Genomic DNA, 19,177 nt, shown 5'->3' with positions numbered 1-19,177 from the left:
TGGAGCCCATGATGAGCCAGAAAAATTTCGTTGAACTGCGTAACGTCTCCAAACGGTTCGGCAGCAACACGGTAATCGATAACATCACGCTCACCATCCCACGGGGGCAAATGGTGACGCTGCTCGGCCCTTCCGGCTGCGGCAAGACCACCATTTTGCGCCTGGTGGCCGGGCTGGAGAAACCGAGCGACGGGCAGATATTCATTGATGGTGAAGACGTTACCCATCGTTCCATCCAGCAGCGTGACATCTGCATGGTGTTTCAGTCTTATGCCCTGTTCCCGCATATGTCGCTGGGGGAGAACGTCGGCTATGGGCTGAAGATGCTCGGCATTCCGCGCGCCGAAGTGAAAGCGCGCGTGCAGGAAGCTCTGGCGATGGTGGATCTGGCGGGGTTCGACGATCGCTATGTCGATCAGATCTCCGGCGGCCAACAGCAGCGCGTGGCGCTGGCGCGCGCGCTGATCCTCAAGCCGAAAGTGCTGCTGTTCGACGAGCCGTTGAGCAATCTCGACGCCAACCTGCGCCGCAGCATGCGCGAAAAGATCCGCGAGCTGCAAAAGCAGTTTGATATCACTTCGCTGTACGTTACCCACGATCAGAGCGAGGCTTTCGCGGTCTCCGACACCGTGCTGGTGATGAACAAGGGCCATATCATGCAGATGGGCTCGCCGCAGGATCTCTATCGGCAGCCGGCGTCGCGCTTTATGGCGAGCTTTATGGGGGACGCCAACCTGTTCCCGGCCGGCTTCAGTGCCGATCATGTCGATATCAGCGGCTACCGCCTGCCGCGCCCCGCGCACTTTGCCGCCGAAGGCGCCGGCACGGTGGGCGTGCGACCGGAGGCGATCACGTTGAGTGAGCATGGCGATGAAAGCCAGCGCTGCGTGATCCAACATGTCGCCTACATGGGGCCGCAGTATGAGGTGACGGTGGCATGGCACGGGCAGCAGATTTTGCTGCAGGTTAACGCCACCCGCCTGCAGCCGAACGTCGGCGAGCACTATTATCTGGAAATTCATCCCTACGGCATGTTTATGCTGGCGGACGCGGCATAATAAGCATCACCCTTAAGCGTTAGAATAACGGTCATTCCGTATGGAATGACCGAAAATAACTGCCAAAAAAAACCGTATTTATCTATTTTTACAATTCCGCCCAAGTCCTTGTTCAGCCGAGAAATAAATACATCCGCATTCATTAAAAAATAACCAACAAGGCCACCGAGGGTGATATTTTTATTTGGATAGGGTAAGCTTAATCCCGCAGTCGAAATTATTTAACGGCCAACTCAAGGAGAAATTCATGAGCAACAATGCAAACGCACAGGCGCAGCTGGATAATTTACGCAACGTCGCTTCCCAGCTGAAGGAAATGCGCCACTATGCGCAGGCGAATACCGAGACGCTCTCCGCACACTGGCTGGCCTTCGATCAGGGGGAATGCAAAAATAAGGCGTTCGCCGAAGCCATTAACGACCTGTTGAATAAACAGGGCGCCTGCCTGGAAGGGCTGGAAAAAACCATTCAGGATATCGAGATAGAATTAAATCGTCTTGATAAAGCCGCCTGATAATACATATTTAAATAAACCCGCCGAGCGCGGGTTTATTTTTAGCTGCGGCAGATGACACGCGCAATATCCCCTGACGTCGTCAGCGCGCGTATTTCGCTGAACAGTTCGGTAGCTTCGTCATATTCTTTACGCAAATAGCCCAGCCACTGTTTGATGCGCGCCACGTGATACAGGCCGGTGTCGCCCTGCTTTTCCAGATGGACGTATTTTTGCAGCAGCTCAACCACCTGCGGCCAGGGCATACGCGGTTCGTTATACTTCACCACCCGGCTCAGGTTCGGCACGTTGAGCGCGCCGCGCCCCAGCATGATGGCGTCGCAGCCGGTCGCCTGCAGGCAATCCTGCGCGCTCTGGTAATCCCAGATCTCGCCGTTGGCGACAACCGGGATGCTCAGCCGCTGACGGATCTCACCGATCGCCGCCCAGTTGATGCGATCCGCCTTGTAACCGTCCTCTTTGGTGCGGCCGTGCACCGTCAGTTCGCTGGCGCCCGCCTGCTGCACCGCATCGGCGATTTCAAAGCTGCGACTGGAGGAATCCCAGCCCAGACGCACCTTCACCGTGACCGGCAGATGGGCCGGCACCGCCGCGCGCATCGCCTTGGCGCCCTGGTAGATCAATTCCGGATCTTTGAGCAGCGTCGCCCCGCCGCCGCTGCCGTTCACCAGCTTGGACGGGCAGCCGCAGTTGAGATCGACGCCGTAAGAGCCCAGCTCTACCGCACGCGCGGCGTTCTCCGCCAGCCACTGTGGGTACTGCCCCAGCAGCTGTACCCGCACCTGCGTGCCCGACGGCGTGCGGCTGGCGTGACGCAGCTCCGGGCACAGCCGGTAGAACGACTTGGCCGGCAGCAGCTGATCGACCACGCGCAAAAATTCGGTGATGCACAGATCGTAGTCGTTCACTTCGGTGAGCAACTCACGCACCAAAGAGTCGAGAACGCCCTCCATCGGAGCCAATAATACGCGCATGACCAATCCCAGCTAAAAAAAGACCCGCAATGATACGGGTGAATGCCCGCGCCAGACAAGCCTCTGCGGGCATTAAAAACGCCATCAGCCCAGCCGACGGATCGGTTGACCGGCGAGAAACGCCGCTATGTCCTCGACCGCCTCGGTGAAGTAGGCGCGATAGTTGTCGTCCGCCACGTAACCCACATGCGGCGTCGCCAGCACGTTGGGCAATTGACGGAATGCATCGTCGGCCGGCAGCGGCTCCGTCTCGAACACGTCCAGCCCGGCGCCGGCAATCTTCCGCTGTTGCAGCACGTCCACCAGCGCCACCCGATCGACGATCCCCGCGCGCGCGGTGTTGATCAGGTAAGCAGTGGGCTTCATCGCCATCAATTCGTCGCGCCCCACCAACCCGCGGCTGCGATCGCTCAGCACCAAGTGAATGGAGACAAAATCGCTCTGCTCAAACAGCGCCCGCTTGGACGGCGCCAGCAAAGCGCCCTCCTGCGCCGCCCGTTCCGCCGTCAGGTTCTGGCTCCAGGCCAGCACCCGCATGCCGAACGCCTGTGCCACCTTGGCCATTTGGCCGCCGATCTTGCCCAACCCCAGCAACCCCAGCGTCTTGCCCTGCAGGGTGACGCCGAGATCCCGTTGCCACGGACCGTTGTTTTGCAGCCCGACGCTTTCCGGCACGATATGCTTCGCCAACCCGAGCAGCAGCGCCCAGGTCAGCTCCATCGGCGCCGCCGATCCGCTGCTGGTGCCGCATACCACCACGCCGCGCTCGGCGGCGGCGGCCAAATCGATAGAAGCGTTGCGCATGCCGGAGGTGATCAGCAGCTTCAGCTTCGGTAGCCGCGCCAGCAGCGAGGCAGTCATCGGCGTGCGTTCGCGCATGATGACCAGAATGTCGCACTCCTGCAGATGCACCGCCAGCTCCGTCTCATCGGTAAAGTGCGCGCTGATGGCGGACACCTCCACCCGATCGGCCAGCGCCGACCAGTCCGCCATCTTGAGCGCCACCTGCTGGTAATCATCGAGAATTGCGCACTTCAATTTCATCTCCGTCTCCTGGAATGTAGGGTTAGCCACCGTCCAGCCTAGTACGAAAATGCCGTTCCGCCAGGCAAAAAAAAAGCCGCCCGTATCGGCGGCTTACTCTTTGAGCAATCAGGCTTATTCGGCCGGTTTGCGACTACGTGGACGACGCGAGGCCGGCGCGCCGGAACGGCGTTGACCGTCCCCCTGCGGGCGAGCGTTACCGTTACCGTTGCCACGGTTTTCACGCTGGCCGCCGTTCGCGTTACCGCTGCGCTGACCGCCGCCGTTACCGGAACGCTGGCCACCGCCGTTGCCGCGCGGCGCGCCGCGTCCGCCGCCCTGGCGGCCGTTGATGATCGGCTCGGCCTTGATGGTCGGATCCGGCTCGTAGCCCGGCAGCGCAATGCGCGGAATTTCACGCTTCAGCAGACGCTCGATGTCGCGCAGCAGCTTGTGTTCATCCACGCACACCAGCGAGATGGCTTCACCGGTGCGTTCCGCGCGGCCGGTGCGGCCGATGCGGTGCACGTAGTCTTCCGGCACGTTAGGCAGCTCGTAGTTCACCACGTGCGGCAGCTGGTCGATATCCAGACCGCGCGCCGCAATGTCGGTCGCCACCAGCACGCGGATGCGGCCGTCTTTAAAATCGGCCAGCGCACGGGTACGGGCACCCTGGCTCTTGTTGCCGTGGATCGCCGCAGCGGTGATGCCGTCTTTGTTCAGCTGTTCCGCCAGGTGGTTGGCGCCATGCTTGGTGCGGGTAAAGACCAGCACCTGTTTCCAGTCGCCTTCGCCGATCATCTGCGACAGCAGTTCCCGCTTACGCTTCTTGTCGACGAAGTGCACGCTCTGCTCGATCTGCTCGGACGCGGTATTGCGGCGCGCCACTTCCACCGAGGCCGGGTTATGCAGCAGTTTGTTGGCCAGCGCCTTGATGTCGTCGGAGAAGGTTGCGGAGAACAGCAGGTTCTGGCGCTTGGCCGGCAGCTTGGCCAGCACGCGACGGATGTCGTGGATAAAGCCCATGTCCAGCATGCGGTCCGCTTCGTCCAGCACCAGAATTTCGATTTTGGACAGGTCAACCGCGTTCTGATGTTCCAGATCCAGCAGACGGCCCGGCGTCGCCACCAGGATATCGACGCCGCCGCGCAGCTTCATCATCTGCGGGTTGATGCTCACGCCGCCAAACACCACCAGCGAACGCAGGCGCAGGTGTTTGCTGTAGGCCTCGACGTTTTCGCCGATCTGCGCCGCCAGCTCACGGGTTGGCGTCAGGATCAGCGCGCGCACCGGGCGACGGCCTTTGACCGGATGGTCATGCTTGCTCAGCAGCTGCAACAGCGGCAGGGTAAAACCGGCGGTTTTACCGGTGCCGGTCTGGGCGCTGGCCATCAGGTCACGACCTTCCAGCACGACAGGGATAGCCTGACGCTGGATTGGCGTCGGTTCGCGATAGCCCTGTTCTTCAACAGCGCGCACAATTTCAGCACTTAAGCCGAGGGTTTCAAATGACATAAAGAGAAAAACTCCAGATCCCCCCTAACCTAACGGTGTTCGGTGCAGTTTCCTGGGAGGATGATCAGACGGGGCATTAAGCATGACCACGAGGGATTGGCACAAACTGCAGTGCACCAGGCGCCGATTGTAACAGAAGTCGCGCAATAAAAAGCACTTTTACGCACCTAGAGCACAATCTGCCGTAAATTCAGCATTGTCTGAAGCCGATCACATAACTCATTGTGGTTAGAGGTTGCGTTTTAGACAATCTGGCATAAAGTTAATCATATGATTGATTAACTTCGAGCGTGACCCATGCCAGCTTCCGTCCCTCATCAGGCCGCCGGCCGGGCGCGCGGCGAGCAAACGCGCCGGCAACTGCTCGCCGCGGCGACCGAACTGTTCGGTGAATATGGCCTGCAAGGCGCCACCACGCGCGATATCGCCCAGCGCGCCGGCCAGAACATCGCCGCCATCACCTACTACTTCAGCTCCAAAGAGGGGCTGTACCTGGCCGTGGCGCAGTCGCTCGCCGATTTCATTCAGCAGGCGTTCGCCCCGCTGGTCGCGGAAGTCGATCGCTTCCGGCAAGAACCAGCCGCACAACGGTCACCTGACGCGGCGCTGCGTTTGCTGCAGCGTGGCCTGCTGGCCTTCAGCGAGTTGATGACCCAGCCGCACACGCTGAATCTGAGCAAAATCATGTCGCGCGAACAGCTCGCCCCGACCGAGGCCTATCCGCTGATCCACAGCCAGGTGATCGCGCCGATGCACGAGCGGCTGTGCCGCCTGCTGTCGGCCGCGACCGGCATCGACGAACAGGCGACCCGCCTCGTATTGCATACCCATGCGCTGATCGGCGAGGTGCTGTCGTTTCGCGTGGCGCGCGAAACTATCCGCCGTCAGGCAGGTTGGCAAGACATTGGCGAGGGCGAAGCGGCGCAAATCGCGGCGGTACTGAGCGAACATATTGAGATTCTGGTTACTGGGCTGCGCCAACGTCATGGCGCGTAAATTCAGGCAGGGAGTGTTATGAACAAAAAACGCAGTGCCTTGATCGTGTTGTTAATTCTGCTGATCGCGGCCGTCGCATACGGGGTTTGGCATTACCAACAGCAGCAGGATCGGCCGCTGACGCTGTACGGCAACGTCGATATTCGCACGGTCAACCTCGGCTTTCGCGTCGACGGGCGCCTGGCGTCGCTGACGGTGGATGAAGGCGATACCGTTCAGCCGGGCCAGCTGCTTGGCAAGCTGGACGATGCCCCCTACCGCAACGCGCTGCAGCAGGCCGAAGCCAACGTCGGCAGCGCGCGCGCCAAACTGTCGCTGCTGCAGGCCGGCTACCGTAGCGAAGAGATAGCCCAGGTGCAGTCAGAAATGGCGCAGCGCCAGTCCGCTTTCGCCTACGCCGACAGTTTCCTGAAGCGCCAGCAAGGGCTGTGGGCGAAAAACGCCACCTCCGCCGACGCGCTGGAGGATGCGCGCACCGCCCGCAACCAGGCGCTGGCCAACCTGCAAGCGGCGAAAGACAAACTGTCGCAATACCGCAGCGGCAACCGCCCGCAAGAGATTGAACAGGCCAAGGCCGAGGTGGCGCAAAGCGAAGCGGCGTTGGCGCAGGCGCAATTGAACCTGCAAGACGCCACGCTGCTCTCCCCTTCCGCCGGCACGGTGCTGACCCGTGCGGTAGAACCGGGCACCATGCTCGGCGCCGGTGGCACGGTGTTCACCCTGTCGTTGACCCGGCCGGTGTGGGTGCGCGCCTACGTCAACGAAACCAGCCTGAACCAGGCGGTGCCCGGCACCGAGCTGGAGATCTACACCGACGGCCGCCCCGGCAAGCCTTACCACGGCAAGATCGGTTTCGTCTCGCCGACCGCGGAATTCACGCCGAAAAGCGTTGAAACGCCGGATCTGCGCACCGATCTGGTGTATCGCCTGCGGGTGATCGTCACCGACGCCGACGATGCGCTGCGTCAGGGCATGCCGGTCACCCTGCGCTTCGCCAAACCCTGAGGCCGGCCATGGAACAGGCGCACACCATCGAATTGGAAGGGCTGGAAAAGCGCTTCCCGTCGCTTGAGAAACCGGCGGTCGCCAGCCTGACCACCACCCTGCGCAGCGGCGCGGTCATCGGGCTGGTCGGCCCGGACGGCGCAGGTAAAACCACCCTGCTGCGCATGCTGGCCGGGCTGCTGCAGCCCAGCAGCGGCAAACTGCGGGTCGCCGGGCTGGATCCGATCGCCCAGGATCGTCAACTGCACGCGATCCTCGGCTATATGCCGCAGAAGTTCGGGCTGTATGAGGATCTGACGGTGATGGAGAACCTGACGCTGTACGCCGATCTGCGCGGCGTCACCGGCGATCTTCGCCGCCAGACCTTCGAACGGCTGCTGAAATTCACCGATCTGACCCGCTTCACCGAGCGCCTGGCGGGCAAGCTGTCCGGCGGCATGAAGCAGAAACTGGGACTGGCCTGCACGCTGGTGGGCGAACCTCAGGTGCTGTTGCTGGATGAACCGGGCGTCGGCGTCGATCCGATCTCGCGCCGCGAGCTGTGGCGCATGGTGCACGAGCTGGCCAACGACGGCATGTTGATCCTGTGGAGCACCTCTTACCTCGATGAGGCCGAGCAGTGCCGCGAAGTGCTGCTGCTCAACGAGGGCGAGCTGCTGTTCAGCGGCGCGCCGCAGGCGCTGACCCGCCGTATGGCCGGGCGCACGGTGTTGATCGCCGCGCCCCCCGGCAGCCATCGATCGTTGCTGCAGCGGGCGATCTGCCTGCCGGCGGTCACCGACGGCGTGATCCAGGGCAAGTACCTGCGCCTGATCCTGAAGGAAGGCGAAGATCACCGCCAGCTGTTGCAGGCGCTTGATCTGCCGAACGCCGAACTGGATGAAGCGGATCCGCGCTTCGAGGATGCGTTTATCGATCTGCTCGGCGGCGGCCCCAATCACCGCTCGGCGCTGGCGGAGATCATGCCGACCGTCAACGGCGCAAGCGGTGAAACGGTGATCGAAGCGGTGCAGCTGACCAAAAAATTCGGCGACTTCGCCGCCACCGATCACGTTGATTTCCAGGTGCGGCGCGGCGAAATTTTCGGCCTGCTCGGCCCGAACGGCGCCGGCAAGTCCACCACCTTCAAAATGATGTGCGGCCTGCTGATCCCCTCCAGCGGTAAGGCGCTGGTGCTGGGCATGGATCTGAAAACCAGTTCCGGCAAAGCGCGCCAACGCCTCGGCTACATGGCGCAAAAGTTCTCGCTGTACGGCAACCTGACGGTGGCGCAGAACCTGAAGTTCTTCTCCGGCGTCTACGGCCTGAGCGGCAAGGCGCAGCGCAAAAAAATCGACGAGATGTCCCACGCCTTCAACTTCGCGCCGATCCTCGATCAAACGCCGGACGCGCTGCCGCTCGGCTTCAAGCAGCGCCTGGCGCTGGCCTGCGCGCTGATGCACGAACCGGATATTCTGTTCCTCGACGAACCGACTTCCGGCGTCGATCCGCTGACGCGGCGCGAGTTCTGGCTGCACATCAACGGCATGGTCGACAAGGGCGTCACGGTGATGGTGACTACCCACTTTATGGACGAAGCGGAGTACTGCGACCGCATCGGCCTGGTCTATCGCGGCAAGATCATCGCCGCCGGCACGCCGGACGATCTCAAACAGCAGGTGGCGCGCGACGACAATCCCAACCCCTCGATGGAGCAGGCGTTTATCGAGCTGGTTCAGGGCTACGACGAGGAGGAATCACGGTGAGCGATAACCGTACCCCCATCGACGACGGCGGCTTCTCCTGGCGCCGACTGCGCGCGCTGTGCCTGAAGGAAACGCGGCAGATACTGCGCGATCCCAGCAGCGGCCTGATCGCCTTCGTTATCCCGCTGATGCTGCTTTTCATCTTCGGCTACGGCATCAACCTGGACTCCAGCAAGCTGCATCTGGGCATTCTGATGGAGCAACAGAGCGAAGACGCGCGCGATCTGGCCCAGGCGTTTGCCGGCTCGCCCTATATCGAACCGACCATCAGCGACAACCGCCAACAGCTGATCCAGCAGATGCAGGCCGGCACGATACGCGGCCTGGTGGTGATCCCGGTGGATTTCGACCAGCGCATGGCGCGCCCGCACGACAGCGCCCCTGTCCAGGTGATCACCGACGGCAGCGAACCGAACACCGCCAACTTCGTGCAGGGCTATGCCCAGGGCGTATGGCAAGTTTGGCAGCAGCAGCGCGCCGCCGATCGGGGGAGCAGCGACAAGCCGCTGATTGACGTGCAGATGCGCTACTGGTTCAACCCGGCGGCCATCAGCCGGCACTACATCATCCCCGGCGCCATCACCATCATCATGACGGTGATCGGCGCCATCCTCACCTCGCTGGTGATCGCCCGCGAATGGGAGCGCGGCACCATGGAAGCCCTGCTGTCCACCCAGGTGACGCGCAGCGAGCTGCTGCTCTCCAAGCTGATCCCATATTACTTCCTCGGCATGATCGCCATGGCGCTGTGCATGGCGGTGGCGGTGTGGGTGCTCGGCGTGCCCTATCGCGGTTCGCTGCCGATCCTGCTGCTGATCAGCAGCCTGTTCCTCGCCAGCACCCTCGGCATGGGCCTGCTGATCTCCACCCTCACCCGCAACCAGTTCAATGCGGCGATGGTGGCGCTGAACGCCGCCTTCCTGCCGTCGATCATGCTGTCCGGCTTCATCTTCCAGATCGACAGCATGCCAGCCATCGTGCGCGCGGTGACCTACATCATTCCGGCGCGCTACTTCGTCAGCACGCTGCAAACGCTGTTCCTGGCGGGTAACGTCGGCACCGTGCTGGTGATCAATCTGTTGTTCCTGATTGCTTCCGCCGTGGTGTTCATCGGCCTGACGGCCTGGAAAACCCAGCGCCGGCTGGATTGAGGAGAAAGAGCGATGTTTCATCGTCTGTTGACGCTCATCATCAAGGAAATGCAGGCGCTGCTGCGCGATCCGCAAACCCGTGCCATTTTAATCATGCCGGTGATCCTGCAGGTGCTGCTGTTCCCGTTCGCCGCGACGCTGGAAGTCACCAACGCCACCATCGCGGTCTACAGCGAAGACAGCGGCCAGGCCTCGGTGGAGTTGACCCAGCGCTTCGCCAAGGCCAAGGCCTTTCAACACGTGCTGCTGCTGCGCAGCCCGCAGGAGATAAAGACCACCATCGATAACCAACGGGCGCTGCTGCTGATCCGCTTCCCGGCGCAGTTCTCGCGCGATATCGCCACCGGCAACACCGCGCCGCTGCAGCTGCTGCTCGACGGGCGCAACTCCAACAGCGCGCAGATCGCCGCCAACTACGTACAGCAGATCGTGCAGGAATATCAGAAGGAGCTGCTCGGCAACCGCGCCAAACCCAACAACAGCGAGCTGGTGGTGCGCAACTGGTATAACCCGAATCTGGACTACAAATGGTTCGTGGTGCCGTCGCTGATCGCCATGATCACCACCATCGGCGTGCTGATCGTCACCTCGCTGTCGGTGGCGCGCGAACGCGAACAGGGCACGCTGGAACAGCTGCTGGTCTCGCCGCTCACCACCTGGCAGATCTTTATCGGCAAGGCGGTGCCGGCGCTGATCGTCGCCAGCTTCCAGGCCAGCATCGTGCTGTTGATCGGCATCTTCCTGTATCAGATCCCGTTCGCTGGATCGCTGCTGCTGTTCTACGCCACCATGTTGATCTACGGGCTGTCGCTGGTCGGTTTCGGCCTGCTGATCTCGTCGCTGTGCGCCACTCAGCAGCAGGCGTTTATCGGCGTGTTCGTGTTCATGATGCCGGCGATCCTGCTCTCGGGGTATGTCTCGCCGGTGGAGAATATGCCGGTGTGGCTGCAGGATCTGACCTGGGTGAACCCGATACGCCACTTCACCGACATCACCAAGCAGATCTACCTGAAGGACGCCAGCTTCAGCATTATCTGGCGCAGCCTGTGGCCGCTGCTGGTGATCACCGCCACCACCGGCAGCGCCGCCTACGCGCTGTTCCGCCGCAAGATCGCATAAAAAAAGCTCTGCATGTCACATGCAGAGCTTTTTGATCGCCAGATACCCTAAGGCTTGAAAGACAAGGGATTTAGCGGCGGTTGCCGAAGATACGCAGCAACATCAGGAACAGGTTGATGAAGTCGAGATACAGCGTCAGCGCGCCGACGATGGCGTACTTGCGGAAGCTGTCTTTATCATCGGCGTTCAGCTGCTCACCCATCGCCTTGAGTTTTTGCGTGTCGTAGGCGGTCAGACCGACGAACACCACCACCCCGATGTAGGTAATCGCCCACATCAGCGCGGTGCTTTTCAGCCAGATGTTCACCAGCGAGGCCAGCACGATGCCGATCAGCGCCATGAAAAGCATGCTGCCGAAGCCGCTCAGATCGCGCTTGGTGGTGTAGCCGTACAGGCTCATGGCACCGAACATGCCGGCGGTGACCACAAAGGTGCTGGCGATCGAGCTGTAGGTGTAGGCGATGAAAATGCTCGACAGCGTCAGCCCGGTCAGCGCCGAGTACAGCATGAACAGCGAGGTGGCCACCGCGCCGCTCAGGCGGTTGACCATGCCGGAAATCACGAACACCAGCGCCAATTGGGCGATGATCAGACCGAAGAAGGTGATCTGGCTGGAGAAGATGAAGTTGAGGATCGCGGGCGTGTTGGCCGCATACCAGGAAACGAACGCCGTCAGCAGCAGACCGCAGGTCATCCAGCCGTAAACCTGCGCCATGTAGGCCTGAATGCCGCTGTTGGCACGTTCGACGATTGAACCATTAGAGCGTGGATATCGGTCCATGACGGTTACCTTTTGCGTTATAAACAAGATTCCGAAGCCCCGCGAACGGGGCTTCGCCTGCTATAAGCGTACCACAGAATAGGCCGCGCGAAAGCGGCAAAGGTCTTGATTTGTTTCCGCTGTTGACGCGTTATTTAGCCGCGTCGTGCCAGCGTTGCGCGGCCTCGCGATCGCTGTCGCGAGCGTCCACCCAACGATCACCCTGGCCCGTGGCTTCGCGCTTCCAGAACGGGGCGCGGGTCTTCAGATAGTCCATGATGAATTCGCTGGCGGCGAACGCCATGCTGCGGTGTGCGCCGGTCACGCCGACGAACACGATCTCGTCGCCGGGATACAGCGCACCGACGCGGTGGATCACCGTCACGCGCTGCAGCGGCCAACGGCTGCGCGCCTCGGCCACGATCTCCGCCAGCGCCTTCTCGGTCATGCCGGGGTAGTGTTCCAGCGTCAGCGCGCTGACGTCGTCCCCAAGGTTATGGTTGCGCACCTTGCCGGTGAAGGTCACCACCGCGCCATCGGCGTCGCACTGCGCCAGCCACTGGTACTCATCGCCGACGTTGAACGGTGCTTCGCCCACGCGAATGCGGGTATTTTCCATGCTTACCCCCCGGTAACCGGCGGGAAGAAGGCCACTTCATCGCCGGCACGCAGCGGGTGATCCGCCGCCACCAGCGACTGATTGACCGCCGCCAACAGCTTGCCGGATTCCAGCGCCAGCGCCCAGCGATCGCCGCGCGCACACAGCGCCTGGCGCAGCGCCTCGACGGTCGGGTAATCCGCCGGCATCGACAGCGCGCCGGTGCCCACCAGTTCGCGCACCTGCGCGAAGAAAAGAATATCGATCATGCGTTCACCTTAAAATCACCGGATTTGCCGCCGCTTTTCGCCAGCAGGCGCACCGGGCCGATCACCATGTCTTTCTGTACCGCTTTGCACATGTCATAGATGGTCAATGCCGCCACCGAGGCGGCGGTCAGCGCTTCCATCTCGACGCCGGTTTTGCCGGTCAGCCGGCAGCAGGTTTCGATGCGTACCCGGCTGTGCTCCGTTTGCGCCTCTAGCTGCACTTCGACTTTGCTCAACATCAGCGGGTGGCACAGCGGGATCAGTTCCCAGGTGCGTTTGGCCGCCTGAATGCCGGCGATGCGCGCCGTGGCGAACACGTCGCCCTTGTGATGGCTGCCGTCGACGATCATCGCCAGCGTGGCGGGCAACATCTCGACGAAGGCTTCGGCGCGCGCCTCGCGCACCGTTTCGGCCTTGGCGGATACGTCGACCATATGGGCTTCGCCGGCGGCGTTAATGTGGGTTAGCTGTGTCATGACTCAGGGCTTCTTCAAATGGGGCTGGAAGTTGCACGGGCGATGGCGCGCGTCCAACTGCTCTTCGATAATCCGCTCCCAGGCGGTGCGGCAGGCGCGGGTGGAGCCCGGCATGGCGAAAATCACCGTGCGGTTCGCCAGGCCGGCCAGCGCGCGCGACTGGATCGTCGCGGTGCCGATCTCTTCGTACGACACCATGCGGAACAGTTCGCCGAACCCTTCCACCTCTCTGTCGAACAGCGGCAACAGCGCTTCCGGCGTGTTGTCGCGCGCGGTAAAACCAGTGCCGCCGGTGATCAGCACCGCCTGCACGTTGTCATCGGCGATCCACGCGGAAACCCGTGCGCGGATCTGGTAAATGTCATCTTTGACGATGGCGCGATCCACCACCTGATGGCCGGCTTCCTGCGCCGCGTCCTGCAGATATTGGCCGGAGGTGTCTTCCGCCGCGCCGCGGCTGTCGGACACGGTCAGGATGGCGATATGCGCCGGAATAAACTCGCTGCTCGCATGGCTCATGGTTCAATAAGCTCCTATTGGCTGTCAGCCGCCGATAAACGACAGGTTCTGGGTGATCCCGCTGTTGCCCTGATGCAGGAAATGGGTCTGCTTCTTGCTCAGCAGCCCACTCTGGATGCGCGCCTTCAGCGCGTCGAGCTGGCCGTCATCCGCCAGCAGATCGCGCAGAGGCACCCCCTGCTCGCCGAACAGACACAGGTGCAGATTGCCGATGGAAGAAACGCGCAGCCGGTTGCAGCTGGCGCAGAAATCTTTTTCATACGGCATGATAAGACCCACCTCACCCTGGTAGTCCGGGTGGCTGAACACCTGCGCCGGACCGTCGCTGCGGCCGCGCGCCTGGCGCTGCCAGCCCTGCTGCTCCAACTGCCGGCGAATCACTTCGCCGGAAACGTGGTGTTTGCGAAACAGCTCGCCGCCCTCGCCGGTTTCCATCAGTTCGATAAAGCGCAGCTGGATCGGCCGATCCTTGATCCAGGCGAGAAAGGCGCCAAGTTGCTGGTGATTGACGTCGCGCATCAGCACCGCGTTGACCTTGACCTTGCTGAAACCGGCGCTGAAGGCGGCGTCGATGCCGTCCATCACCTGGCGGAACTTGTCCTGGCCGGTGATGGCGTGAAACTGGCGGGGATCCAGGCTGTCGACGCTGACGTTGATCGCCGTCAGACCGGCGTCACGCCAGGCGGCGACGTCGCGCGCCAGACGGTAGCCGTTAGTGGTGACCGCCAGGGTACGGATGGCCGGGTTTTCCCGCACGGCGGCGATGATCTCGGTAAAATCGCGGCGCAGCGAAGGCTCGCCGCCGGTCAGGCGCACCTTTTCGGTGCCCAGTTCGGCAAACGCGCGGCTGACGCGGCGGATTTCATCCAGCGACAGGAAGCTTTTCGGGCTGCCGCTCGGCTTGTAGCCGTCGGGCAGACAATAGGTGCAACGAAAGTTGCACACGTCGGTGATCGACAAACGCAGGTAATAGAACTTGCGCTCATAAGCATCAATGAGTTGCGGTACCATAACACCTTTCCAAAGTCGGGAGATGCGAGCGTTTCCCCTCTGCACCCTGGTGGCTAACTTCGCCACGGCCCAGGCGCCATATCGTTCCGGATGAACAACGTAGGCGCAGGGGCTAGGAGTTTGATTTCTCTTCCCGCTACCTTGAGTAGCCGGAATGAAACCGTGGTTTTCAGCAGAATTCTAGCGCTAATCGGCAACGATAGCCAACGCGTTAATTCGCTATATAATTGTCTATACAGCGTTTTTAGACGCCGCCTATTCGGGTAAACCATGATAAACATCGCTTGCGTGGACGAATTGACCAGAATCACGCAAATGACACTCTTTATCGCGTTTTTATGCCGGATCCGCTACCTTATGCGGGCAGTTCAGACCCTTTGTAAGGAAATTTATGCGTAATCGTACCCTGGCCGATCTCGACCGCGTGGTGGCGTTGGGCGGCGGACACGGCCTGGGCCGTGTGATGTCGGCCCTGTCGTCCTTAGGCTCCCGCCTGACCGGCATCGTCACCACCACCGACAACGGCGGTTCCACCGGCCGCATCCGCCGTTCGGAAGGCGGCATTGCCTGGGGCGATACCCGCAACTGTCTCAACCAGCTGATCACCGAACCGAGCGTCGCCTCGGCGATGTTCGAATACCGTTTCAGCGGCAACGGCGAACTGGCCGGCCATAACCTGGGCAACCTGATGCTGAAAGCGCTGGATCACCTGAGCGTGCGCCCGCTGGAAGCGATCAATCTGGTGCGCAGCTTGCTGAAGGTGGACGCGGCGCTGATCCCGATGTCGGAGCAGCCGGTGGATTTGATGGCGCACGATCACGAAGGCAATCACGTTTACGGTGAAGTGAATGTCGATCAACTGGCCCACATGCCGCAGGAGCTGATGCTGTCGCCCCCGGTCAACGCCACGCGCGAAGCGCTGGACGCCATCGCACAGGCCGACGTGATCCTGATCGGGCCGGGCAGCTTCCTCACCAGCCTGATGCCACTGCTGCTGCTGGACGATCTCACCCAGGCGCTGCGCCGCAGCAGCGCCAGCATGATCTATATCGGCAACCTCGGCCGCGAGCTGAGCGTGGCCGCCGCGGCGCTGTCGTTAAAGGATAAGCTGACGCTGATGGAAGAGAAGATCGGCCGCCGGATGATCGATGCGCTGATCGTCGGCCCGGCGGTGGATGCCAGTGAAGTGCAGGATCGGGTGGTGATTCAGCAACCGCTGGAAGCGAGCGACATCCCCTACCGCCACGATCGCCAGCTGCTGCGCCAGGCGCTGGATCACGCGCTGGTGGAGCTGGCCGCGCGCCGCTGACCGAATTTAACCGTCTCGCCCGCGCAGCCAGGGATTATCGCTGGCTGGGGCGGGATGGCTGACCATATCGATATACAGATCTTCCACCTCTTTGCGCGCCCAGGGCGTGCGACGCAAAAACTTCAGGCTGGACTTGATGCTCGGATCGCTGCGGAAGCAGTTGATGCGAATGCGCGCGCCCAGTTCGGACCAACCGTAGTGATCCACCAGTTTATTCAGCAGTTGCTCCAGCGTTACGCCGTGCAGCGGGTCTTTAGACTGGTGTTGGCTCATGTTCGGTACTCTTCGTGGTCAAATCGGGCCGCACACCATAACAGCTTTGGCGCGGCCGACAAGGAATTTTGACGCCCACGGCGCGGGCGCCGTCCAACGGTCAGGAAATCGCGATGAACTGCTCGCGCAGCTGGTGGATTTCGTCGCGCAGCGCAGCCGCCTGCTCGAACTCCAGGTTTTGCGCGTGGGTGTACATCTGCGCTTCCAGATCGCGAATTTTCTGATCCAGCGCTTTCGGCGTGAGGTTCTGCAGCTGAGCGCCGCCCTCCACCGCCTTGCCCTTGCCTTTGCTCTTGGTGCGGTTGACCGGTTGGCCGATCTGCAGAATGTCGCCGATCTTCTTGTTCAGCCCCTGCGGCACGATGCCGTTGGCTTCGTTGTAGGCCTGCTGCTTGGCGCGGCGCCGCTCGGTTTCACCGATCGCCTTGGCCATCGAATCGGTGATGCGATCGCCATACAGGATCGCCTTGCCGTTCAGGTTACGCGCCGCGCGGCCGATGGTCTGGATCAGCGAACGCTCGGAACGCAGGAAGCCTTCCTTGTCGGCGTCCAGAATCGCCACCAGCGACACCTCAGGCATGTCGAGCCCCTCACGCAACAGGTTGATGCCCACCAGCACGTCGAACTCGCCCAGACGCAGGTCACGGATGATTTCGACCCGTTCCACGGTATCGATGTCCGAGTGCAGGTAGCGCACGCGCTCGCCATGCTCTTCCAGGTATTCGGTCAGGTCTTCCGCCATGCGTTTAGTCAGGGTGGTCACCAGCACGCGCTCGTTGATCGTCGCGCGCTTGCGGATCTCGGAGAGCAGATCGTCCACCTGGGTGGCGACCGGCCGCACTTCCACGATCGGATCCAGCAACCCGGTCGGCCGCACCACCTGATCGATCAGATCGCCGCCGGATTTCTCCAGCTCATATTTGCCCGGCGTCGCGGAAACATAGATGGTCTGCGGCGCCAGCGCCTCAAACTCCTCGAAGCGCAGCGGGCGGTTGTCCAGCGCCGACGGCAAACGGAAGCCGTACTCCACCAGCGTTTCCTTGCGCGCGCGGTCACCCTTGAACATCGCGCCGATCTGCGGAATGGTGACGTGGGATTCGTCGACCACCAGCAGGCCGTCCGCCGGCAGGTAGTCGAACAACGTCGGCGGCGGCTCGCCCTCGGCGCGCCCGGACAGATAGCGCGAGTAGTTTTCGATGCCCGAGCAGTAACCCAGCTCGTTCATCATCTCCAGATCGAACTGGGTGCGCTGCGTCAGGCGCTGCTCTTCCAGCAGCTTGCTGTTGGCCAGCAGCACCTTGCGGCGGTCCGCCAGATCAACCTTGATCTCTTCCATCGCCTGCATGATCCGCTCACGCGGCGTCACGTAGTGCGATTTCGGGTAGATGGTAAAACGCGGCACCACCTGCTCAATCTGCCCGGTCAGCGGATCGAACAGCGACAGCCGTTCCACTTCTTCATCGAACAGTTCGACGCGCAGCGCCAGCTCGTCTGATTCCGCCGGGAAGATATCGATCACCTCGCCGCGCACGCGGAAGGTGGCGCGCTGGAAAGCCTGATCGTTGCGGGAATACTGCAGCTCCGCCAGGCGGCGCAAAATGGATCGCTGATCGATGATCATGCCCTGAGTCAGGTGCAGCATCATCTTCAGGTAAAGATCCGGATCGCCCAGGCCGTAGATCGCCGACACCGACGCCACCACCACCACGTCGCGCCGCTCCAGCAGCGCCTTGGTGGCGGAAAGACGCATCTGCTCGATGTGCTCGTTCACCGAAGCATCTTTTTCAATGAAGGTGTCGGAGCTGGGCACGTAGGCTTCCGGCTGGTAGTAGTCGTAGTAGGAGACGAAGTACTCCACCGCATTCTCCGGGAAAAACGCTTTCATTTCGCCGTACAGCTGCGCCGCCAGCGTCTTGTTCGGCGCCAGTACCATGGTCGGCCGATTCAGATCGGCTATCACGTTGGCGATAGTGAACGTCTTGCCCGAACCGGTAACCCCCAGCAGCGTCTGGTGCGCCAGGCCGTCTTCCAGCCCCTCTTCCAGCTTGCGGATGGCTTCCGGCTGATCGCCGGCCGGTTTGAACTCGGAATGCAGTTTGAAAAGTTTACTCATTGCTCGGCTACCCTGTGGAGATGCGCGCGCTCAGGCGGCCAGCCGGCTCTGCGCCGGATATGGCCCCTAATTATGGAAAGTGTCGGCGATTTGCGCCAGTGCCCATGATACTGGATATAAAACCAGCTTCAAGCGGATTCGTCGCTGCACCCGGCACTGCGGCAATGTCGTTGCACCGTGACGTTACAGCCGGGTGACATTTTTATTGTCAATAACAGATTTATCCCCAGAACTTGCCGCGAATTAACTTATTGATAGCACCGCGTCGAAAAATCATACATAGAGACCTGATCAATACCCCTGCGTCTTGATTTTAGTTAATATATTGATATATAACAGTTTTAATAAAAAGACGAGAATGCGGGCAAAGCGAACACAACCCGCGTCCGCTCTCGCTTTACAGCGTTTTTCTAAATCTAATACACAAGGTTATCCACAGGAATAGTGGATAACTCTCACCGTCCCGCCCGGGGCGGGAGTTACGGAAAGAAAGCTTTTCGCCCTTTACACCCGCTAAAATGGCTTTTTTAGTTATTTTTTCATAAAAATATCGCTTTGTTTATGCCGATTAATACTAAAAATCCCCATTGCCAAAATCGCATCGGCCTCTTTCTCGCGGATCGCTCTTGACGGCGACGCAATGCCTTGCACCATGTCCTCACCAAAGGGCACCACAAGAGTGCAAAAAACGTCCGGGTTAACTTCTCGGCGTATTTTCAGGCCACCGCGGCAGAGCGCATCAGGCCTGG

Annotated in this window: 20 protein-coding genes and 1 riboswitch; of the genes, 8 read left to right on the top strand and 12 right to left on the bottom strand. The window is 61.2% G+C overall.

All coding sequences use genetic code 11. The features are described 5' to 3' along the window. The first annotated feature begins 11 nt into the window (after window positions 1-11). Both fbpC and FOT55_RS00315 read left to right on the top strand, forming a co-directional pair. A complete protein-coding gene (gene fbpC / locus FOT55_RS00320; RefSeq protein ID WP_147822924.1) occupies window positions 12-1,058 on the top strand; it encodes a ferric ABC transporter ATP-binding protein in 1,047 nt (348 codons plus the stop codon). A gap of 247 nt (window positions 1,059-1,305) precedes the next feature. After that, entirely contained in the window at window positions 1,306-1,572 is a 267-nt protein-coding gene (locus tag FOT55_RS00315) for a hypothetical protein (RefSeq protein WP_004939738.1), read from the top strand. A 41-nt stretch (window positions 1,573-1,613) separates the two neighbouring features. Here the strand turns inward: FOT55_RS00315 and dusC are convergent, their stop codons facing one another. The 3 genes from dusC to rhlE form a co-directional block, all read right to left on the bottom strand. Continuing rightward, entirely contained in the window at window positions 1,614-2,546 is a 933-nt protein-coding gene (dusC, locus tag FOT55_RS00310) for a tRNA dihydrouridine(16) synthase DusC (RefSeq protein ID WP_025301934.1), read from the bottom strand. Between the two features lie 84 nt (window positions 2,547-2,630). Further along, window positions 2,631-3,590: a D-2-hydroxyacid dehydrogenase family protein gene (locus FOT55_RS00305; RefSeq protein WP_060432621.1), complete on the bottom strand. Its 960-nt coding sequence runs from the start codon at window positions 3,588-3,590 to the stop codon at window positions 2,631-2,633. Between the two features lie 114 nt (window positions 3,591-3,704). Then, on the bottom strand, window positions 3,705-5,084 hold the full coding sequence (rhlE, locus tag FOT55_RS00300) for an ATP-dependent RNA helicase RhlE (RefSeq protein ID WP_025301932.1): 1,380 nt from the start codon (window positions 5,082-5,084) through the stop codon (window positions 3,705-3,707). A gap of 297 nt (window positions 5,085-5,381) precedes the next feature. Between rhlE and FOT55_RS00295 the strand changes: the two genes are divergently transcribed. The 5 genes from FOT55_RS00295 to FOT55_RS00275 are packed head-to-tail and all read left to right on the top strand — an operon-like array spanning window position 5,382 to window position 11,100. After that, complete coding sequence (locus tag FOT55_RS00295; protein WP_147822923.1) at window positions 5,382-6,080, top strand: CerR family C-terminal domain-containing protein; 699 nt, start codon at window positions 5,382-5,384, stop codon at window positions 6,078-6,080. A gap of 18 nt (window positions 6,081-6,098) precedes the next feature. Then, entirely contained in the window at window positions 6,099-7,085 is a 987-nt protein-coding gene (hlyD, locus tag FOT55_RS00290; protein WP_147822922.1) for a secretion protein HlyD, read from the top strand. 8 nt (window positions 7,086-7,093) lie between these two features. Continuing rightward, a complete protein-coding gene (locus FOT55_RS00285; protein ID WP_147822921.1) occupies window positions 7,094-8,830 on the top strand; it encodes an ATP-binding cassette domain-containing protein in 1,737 nt (578 codons plus the stop codon). Next, window positions 8,827-9,981, top strand: a complete 1,155-nt coding sequence (locus FOT55_RS00280) for an ABC transporter permease (protein WP_043136708.1) — start codon at window positions 8,827-8,829, stop codon at window positions 9,979-9,981. The genes FOT55_RS00285 and FOT55_RS00280 overlap by 4 nt, the downstream gene beginning before the upstream one ends. A 12-nt stretch (window positions 9,982-9,993) precedes the next feature. Then, window positions 9,994-11,100, top strand: a complete 1,107-nt coding sequence (locus tag FOT55_RS00275; RefSeq protein ID WP_049208965.1) for an ABC transporter permease — start codon at window positions 9,994-9,996, stop codon at window positions 11,098-11,100. Window positions 11,101-11,170: 70 nt separating this feature from the next. Here the strand turns inward: FOT55_RS00275 and FOT55_RS00270 are convergent, their stop codons facing one another. The 6 genes from FOT55_RS00270 to moaA form a co-directional block, all read right to left on the bottom strand. After that, complete coding sequence (locus FOT55_RS00270) at window positions 11,171-11,881, bottom strand: Bax inhibitor-1/YccA family protein (RefSeq protein WP_033637508.1); 711 nt, start codon at window positions 11,879-11,881, stop codon at window positions 11,171-11,173. Between the two features lie 130 nt (window positions 11,882-12,011). Further along, entirely contained in the window at window positions 12,012-12,479 is a 468-nt protein-coding gene (gene moaE / locus FOT55_RS00265) for a molybdopterin synthase catalytic subunit MoaE (RefSeq protein ID WP_004939764.1), read from the bottom strand. A 2-nt stretch (window positions 12,480-12,481) separates the two neighbouring features. After that, a complete protein-coding gene (gene moaD / locus FOT55_RS00260) occupies window positions 12,482-12,727 on the bottom strand; it encodes a molybdopterin synthase sulfur carrier subunit (RefSeq protein WP_004939768.1) in 246 nt (81 codons plus the stop codon). Next, window positions 12,724-13,203, bottom strand: coding sequence for a cyclic pyranopterin monophosphate synthase MoaC (gene moaC, locus FOT55_RS00255; RefSeq protein ID WP_004939770.1), 480 nt, complete (start codon window positions 13,201-13,203; stop codon window positions 12,724-12,726). The genes moaD and moaC overlap by 4 nt, the downstream gene beginning before the upstream one ends. A gap of 3 nt (window positions 13,204-13,206) precedes the next feature. Beyond that, window positions 13,207-13,722, bottom strand: a complete 516-nt coding sequence (gene moaB / locus FOT55_RS00250) for a molybdenum cofactor biosynthesis protein B (RefSeq protein WP_025301928.1) — start codon at window positions 13,720-13,722, stop codon at window positions 13,207-13,209. Window positions 13,723-13,746: 24 nt separating this feature from the next. Further along, window positions 13,747-14,733 (bottom strand): GTP 3',8-cyclase MoaA, encoded by a 987-nt coding sequence (gene moaA / locus FOT55_RS00245; protein ID WP_004939778.1) that lies wholly within the window; start codon window positions 14,731-14,733, stop codon window positions 13,747-13,749. Continuing rightward, a riboswitch (molybdenum cofactor riboswitch) is annotated at window positions 14,720-14,864 on the bottom strand. (Overlaps the previous gene by 14 nt.) A gap of 260 nt (window positions 14,865-15,124) precedes the next feature. Between moaA and FOT55_RS00240 the strand changes: the two genes are divergently transcribed. Next, window positions 15,125-16,042 (top strand): gluconeogenesis factor YvcK family protein, encoded by a 918-nt coding sequence (locus tag FOT55_RS00240; protein WP_025301926.1) that lies wholly within the window; start codon window positions 15,125-15,127, stop codon window positions 16,040-16,042. A gap of 6 nt (window positions 16,043-16,048) precedes the next feature. On the opposite strand, the gene FOT55_RS00235 is transcribed toward FOT55_RS00240, so the two are convergent. The 3 genes from FOT55_RS00235 to FOT55_RS25665 all read right to left on the bottom strand — a co-directional run bounded on the left by FOT55_RS00235 (window position 16,049) and on the right by FOT55_RS25665 (window position 19,082). Beyond that, window positions 16,049-16,315, bottom strand: a complete 267-nt coding sequence (locus FOT55_RS00235; RefSeq protein ID WP_004939783.1) for a VF530 family protein — start codon at window positions 16,313-16,315, stop codon at window positions 16,049-16,051. A gap of 100 nt (window positions 16,316-16,415) precedes the next feature. After that, window positions 16,416-18,428, bottom strand: coding sequence for an excinuclease ABC subunit UvrB (gene uvrB, locus FOT55_RS00230; RefSeq protein ID WP_025301925.1), 2,013 nt, complete (start codon window positions 18,426-18,428; stop codon window positions 16,416-16,418). Between the two features lie 531 nt (window positions 18,429-18,959). After that, a complete protein-coding gene (locus FOT55_RS25665; protein ID WP_269149641.1) occupies window positions 18,960-19,082 on the bottom strand; it encodes a hypothetical protein in 123 nt (40 codons plus the stop codon). Between the last annotated feature and the right edge of the window lie 95 nt (window positions 19,083-19,177).

Source organism: Serratia bockelmannii, assembly GCF_008011855.1.
Classification (GTDB): Bacteria; Pseudomonadota; Gammaproteobacteria; order Enterobacterales; family Enterobacteriaceae; genus Serratia; species Serratia bockelmannii.
The sequence above is the reverse complement of the archived record's forward strand: the minus strand, read 5'-3'. Positions and strand labels throughout refer to the sequence as shown.

Bases quoted from the DNA above. Each gene is read 5' to 3' on its own strand.
- fbpC (WP_147822924.1), top strand. From the start codon at position 12: ATGAGCCAGAAAAATTTCGTTGAACTGCGTAACGTCTCCAAACGGTTC.
- FOT55_RS00315 (WP_004939738.1), top strand. From the start codon at position 1,306: ATGAGCAACAATGCAAACGCACAGGCGCAGCTGGATAATTTACGCAAC.
- dusC (WP_025301934.1), bottom strand. From the start codon at position 2,546: ATGCGCGTATTATTGGCTCCGATGGAGGGCGTTCTCGACTCTTTGGTG.
- FOT55_RS00305 (WP_060432621.1), bottom strand. From the start codon at position 3,590: ATGAAATTGAAGTGCGCAATTCTCGATGATTACCAGCAGGTGGCGCTC.
- rhlE (WP_025301932.1), bottom strand. From the start codon at position 5,084: ATGTCATTTGAAACCCTCGGCTTAAGTGCTGAAATTGTGCGCGCTGTT.
- FOT55_RS00295 (WP_147822923.1), top strand. From the start codon at position 5,382: ATGCCAGCTTCCGTCCCTCATCAGGCCGCCGGCCGGGCGCGCGGCGAG.
- hlyD (WP_147822922.1), top strand. From the start codon at position 6,099: ATGAACAAAAAACGCAGTGCCTTGATCGTGTTGTTAATTCTGCTGATC.
- FOT55_RS00285 (WP_147822921.1), top strand. From the start codon at position 7,094: ATGGAACAGGCGCACACCATCGAATTGGAAGGGCTGGAAAAGCGCTTC.
- FOT55_RS00275 (WP_049208965.1), top strand. From the start codon at position 9,994: ATGTTTCATCGTCTGTTGACGCTCATCATCAAGGAAATGCAGGCGCTG.
- FOT55_RS00270 (WP_033637508.1), bottom strand. From the start codon at position 11,881: ATGGACCGATATCCACGCTCTAATGGTTCAATCGTCGAACGTGCCAAC.
- moaE (WP_004939764.1), bottom strand. From the start codon at position 12,479: ATGGAAAATACCCGCATTCGCGTGGGCGAAGCACCGTTCAACGTCGGC.
- moaD (WP_004939768.1), bottom strand. From the start codon at position 12,727: ATGATCGATATTCTTTTCTTCGCGCAGGTGCGCGAACTGGTGGGCACC.
- moaC (WP_004939770.1), bottom strand. From the start codon at position 13,203: ATGACACAGCTAACCCACATTAACGCCGCCGGCGAAGCCCATATGGTC.
- moaB (WP_025301928.1), bottom strand. From the start codon at position 13,722: ATGAGCCATGCGAGCAGCGAGTTTATTCCGGCGCATATCGCCATCCTG.
- moaA (WP_004939778.1), bottom strand. From the start codon at position 14,733: ATGGTACCGCAACTCATTGATGCTTATGAGCGCAAGTTCTATTACCTG.
- FOT55_RS00240 (WP_025301926.1), top strand. From the start codon at position 15,125: ATGCGTAATCGTACCCTGGCCGATCTCGACCGCGTGGTGGCGTTGGGC.
- FOT55_RS00235 (WP_004939783.1), bottom strand. From the start codon at position 16,315: ATGAGCCAACACCAGTCTAAAGACCCGCTGCACGGCGTAACGCTGGAG.
- uvrB (WP_025301925.1), bottom strand. From the start codon at position 18,428: ATGAGTAAACTTTTCAAACTGCATTCCGAGTTCAAACCGGCCGGCGAT.
- FOT55_RS25665 (WP_269149641.1), bottom strand. From the start codon at position 19,082: ATGGTGCAAGGCATTGCGTCGCCGTCAAGAGCGATCCGCGAGAAAGAG.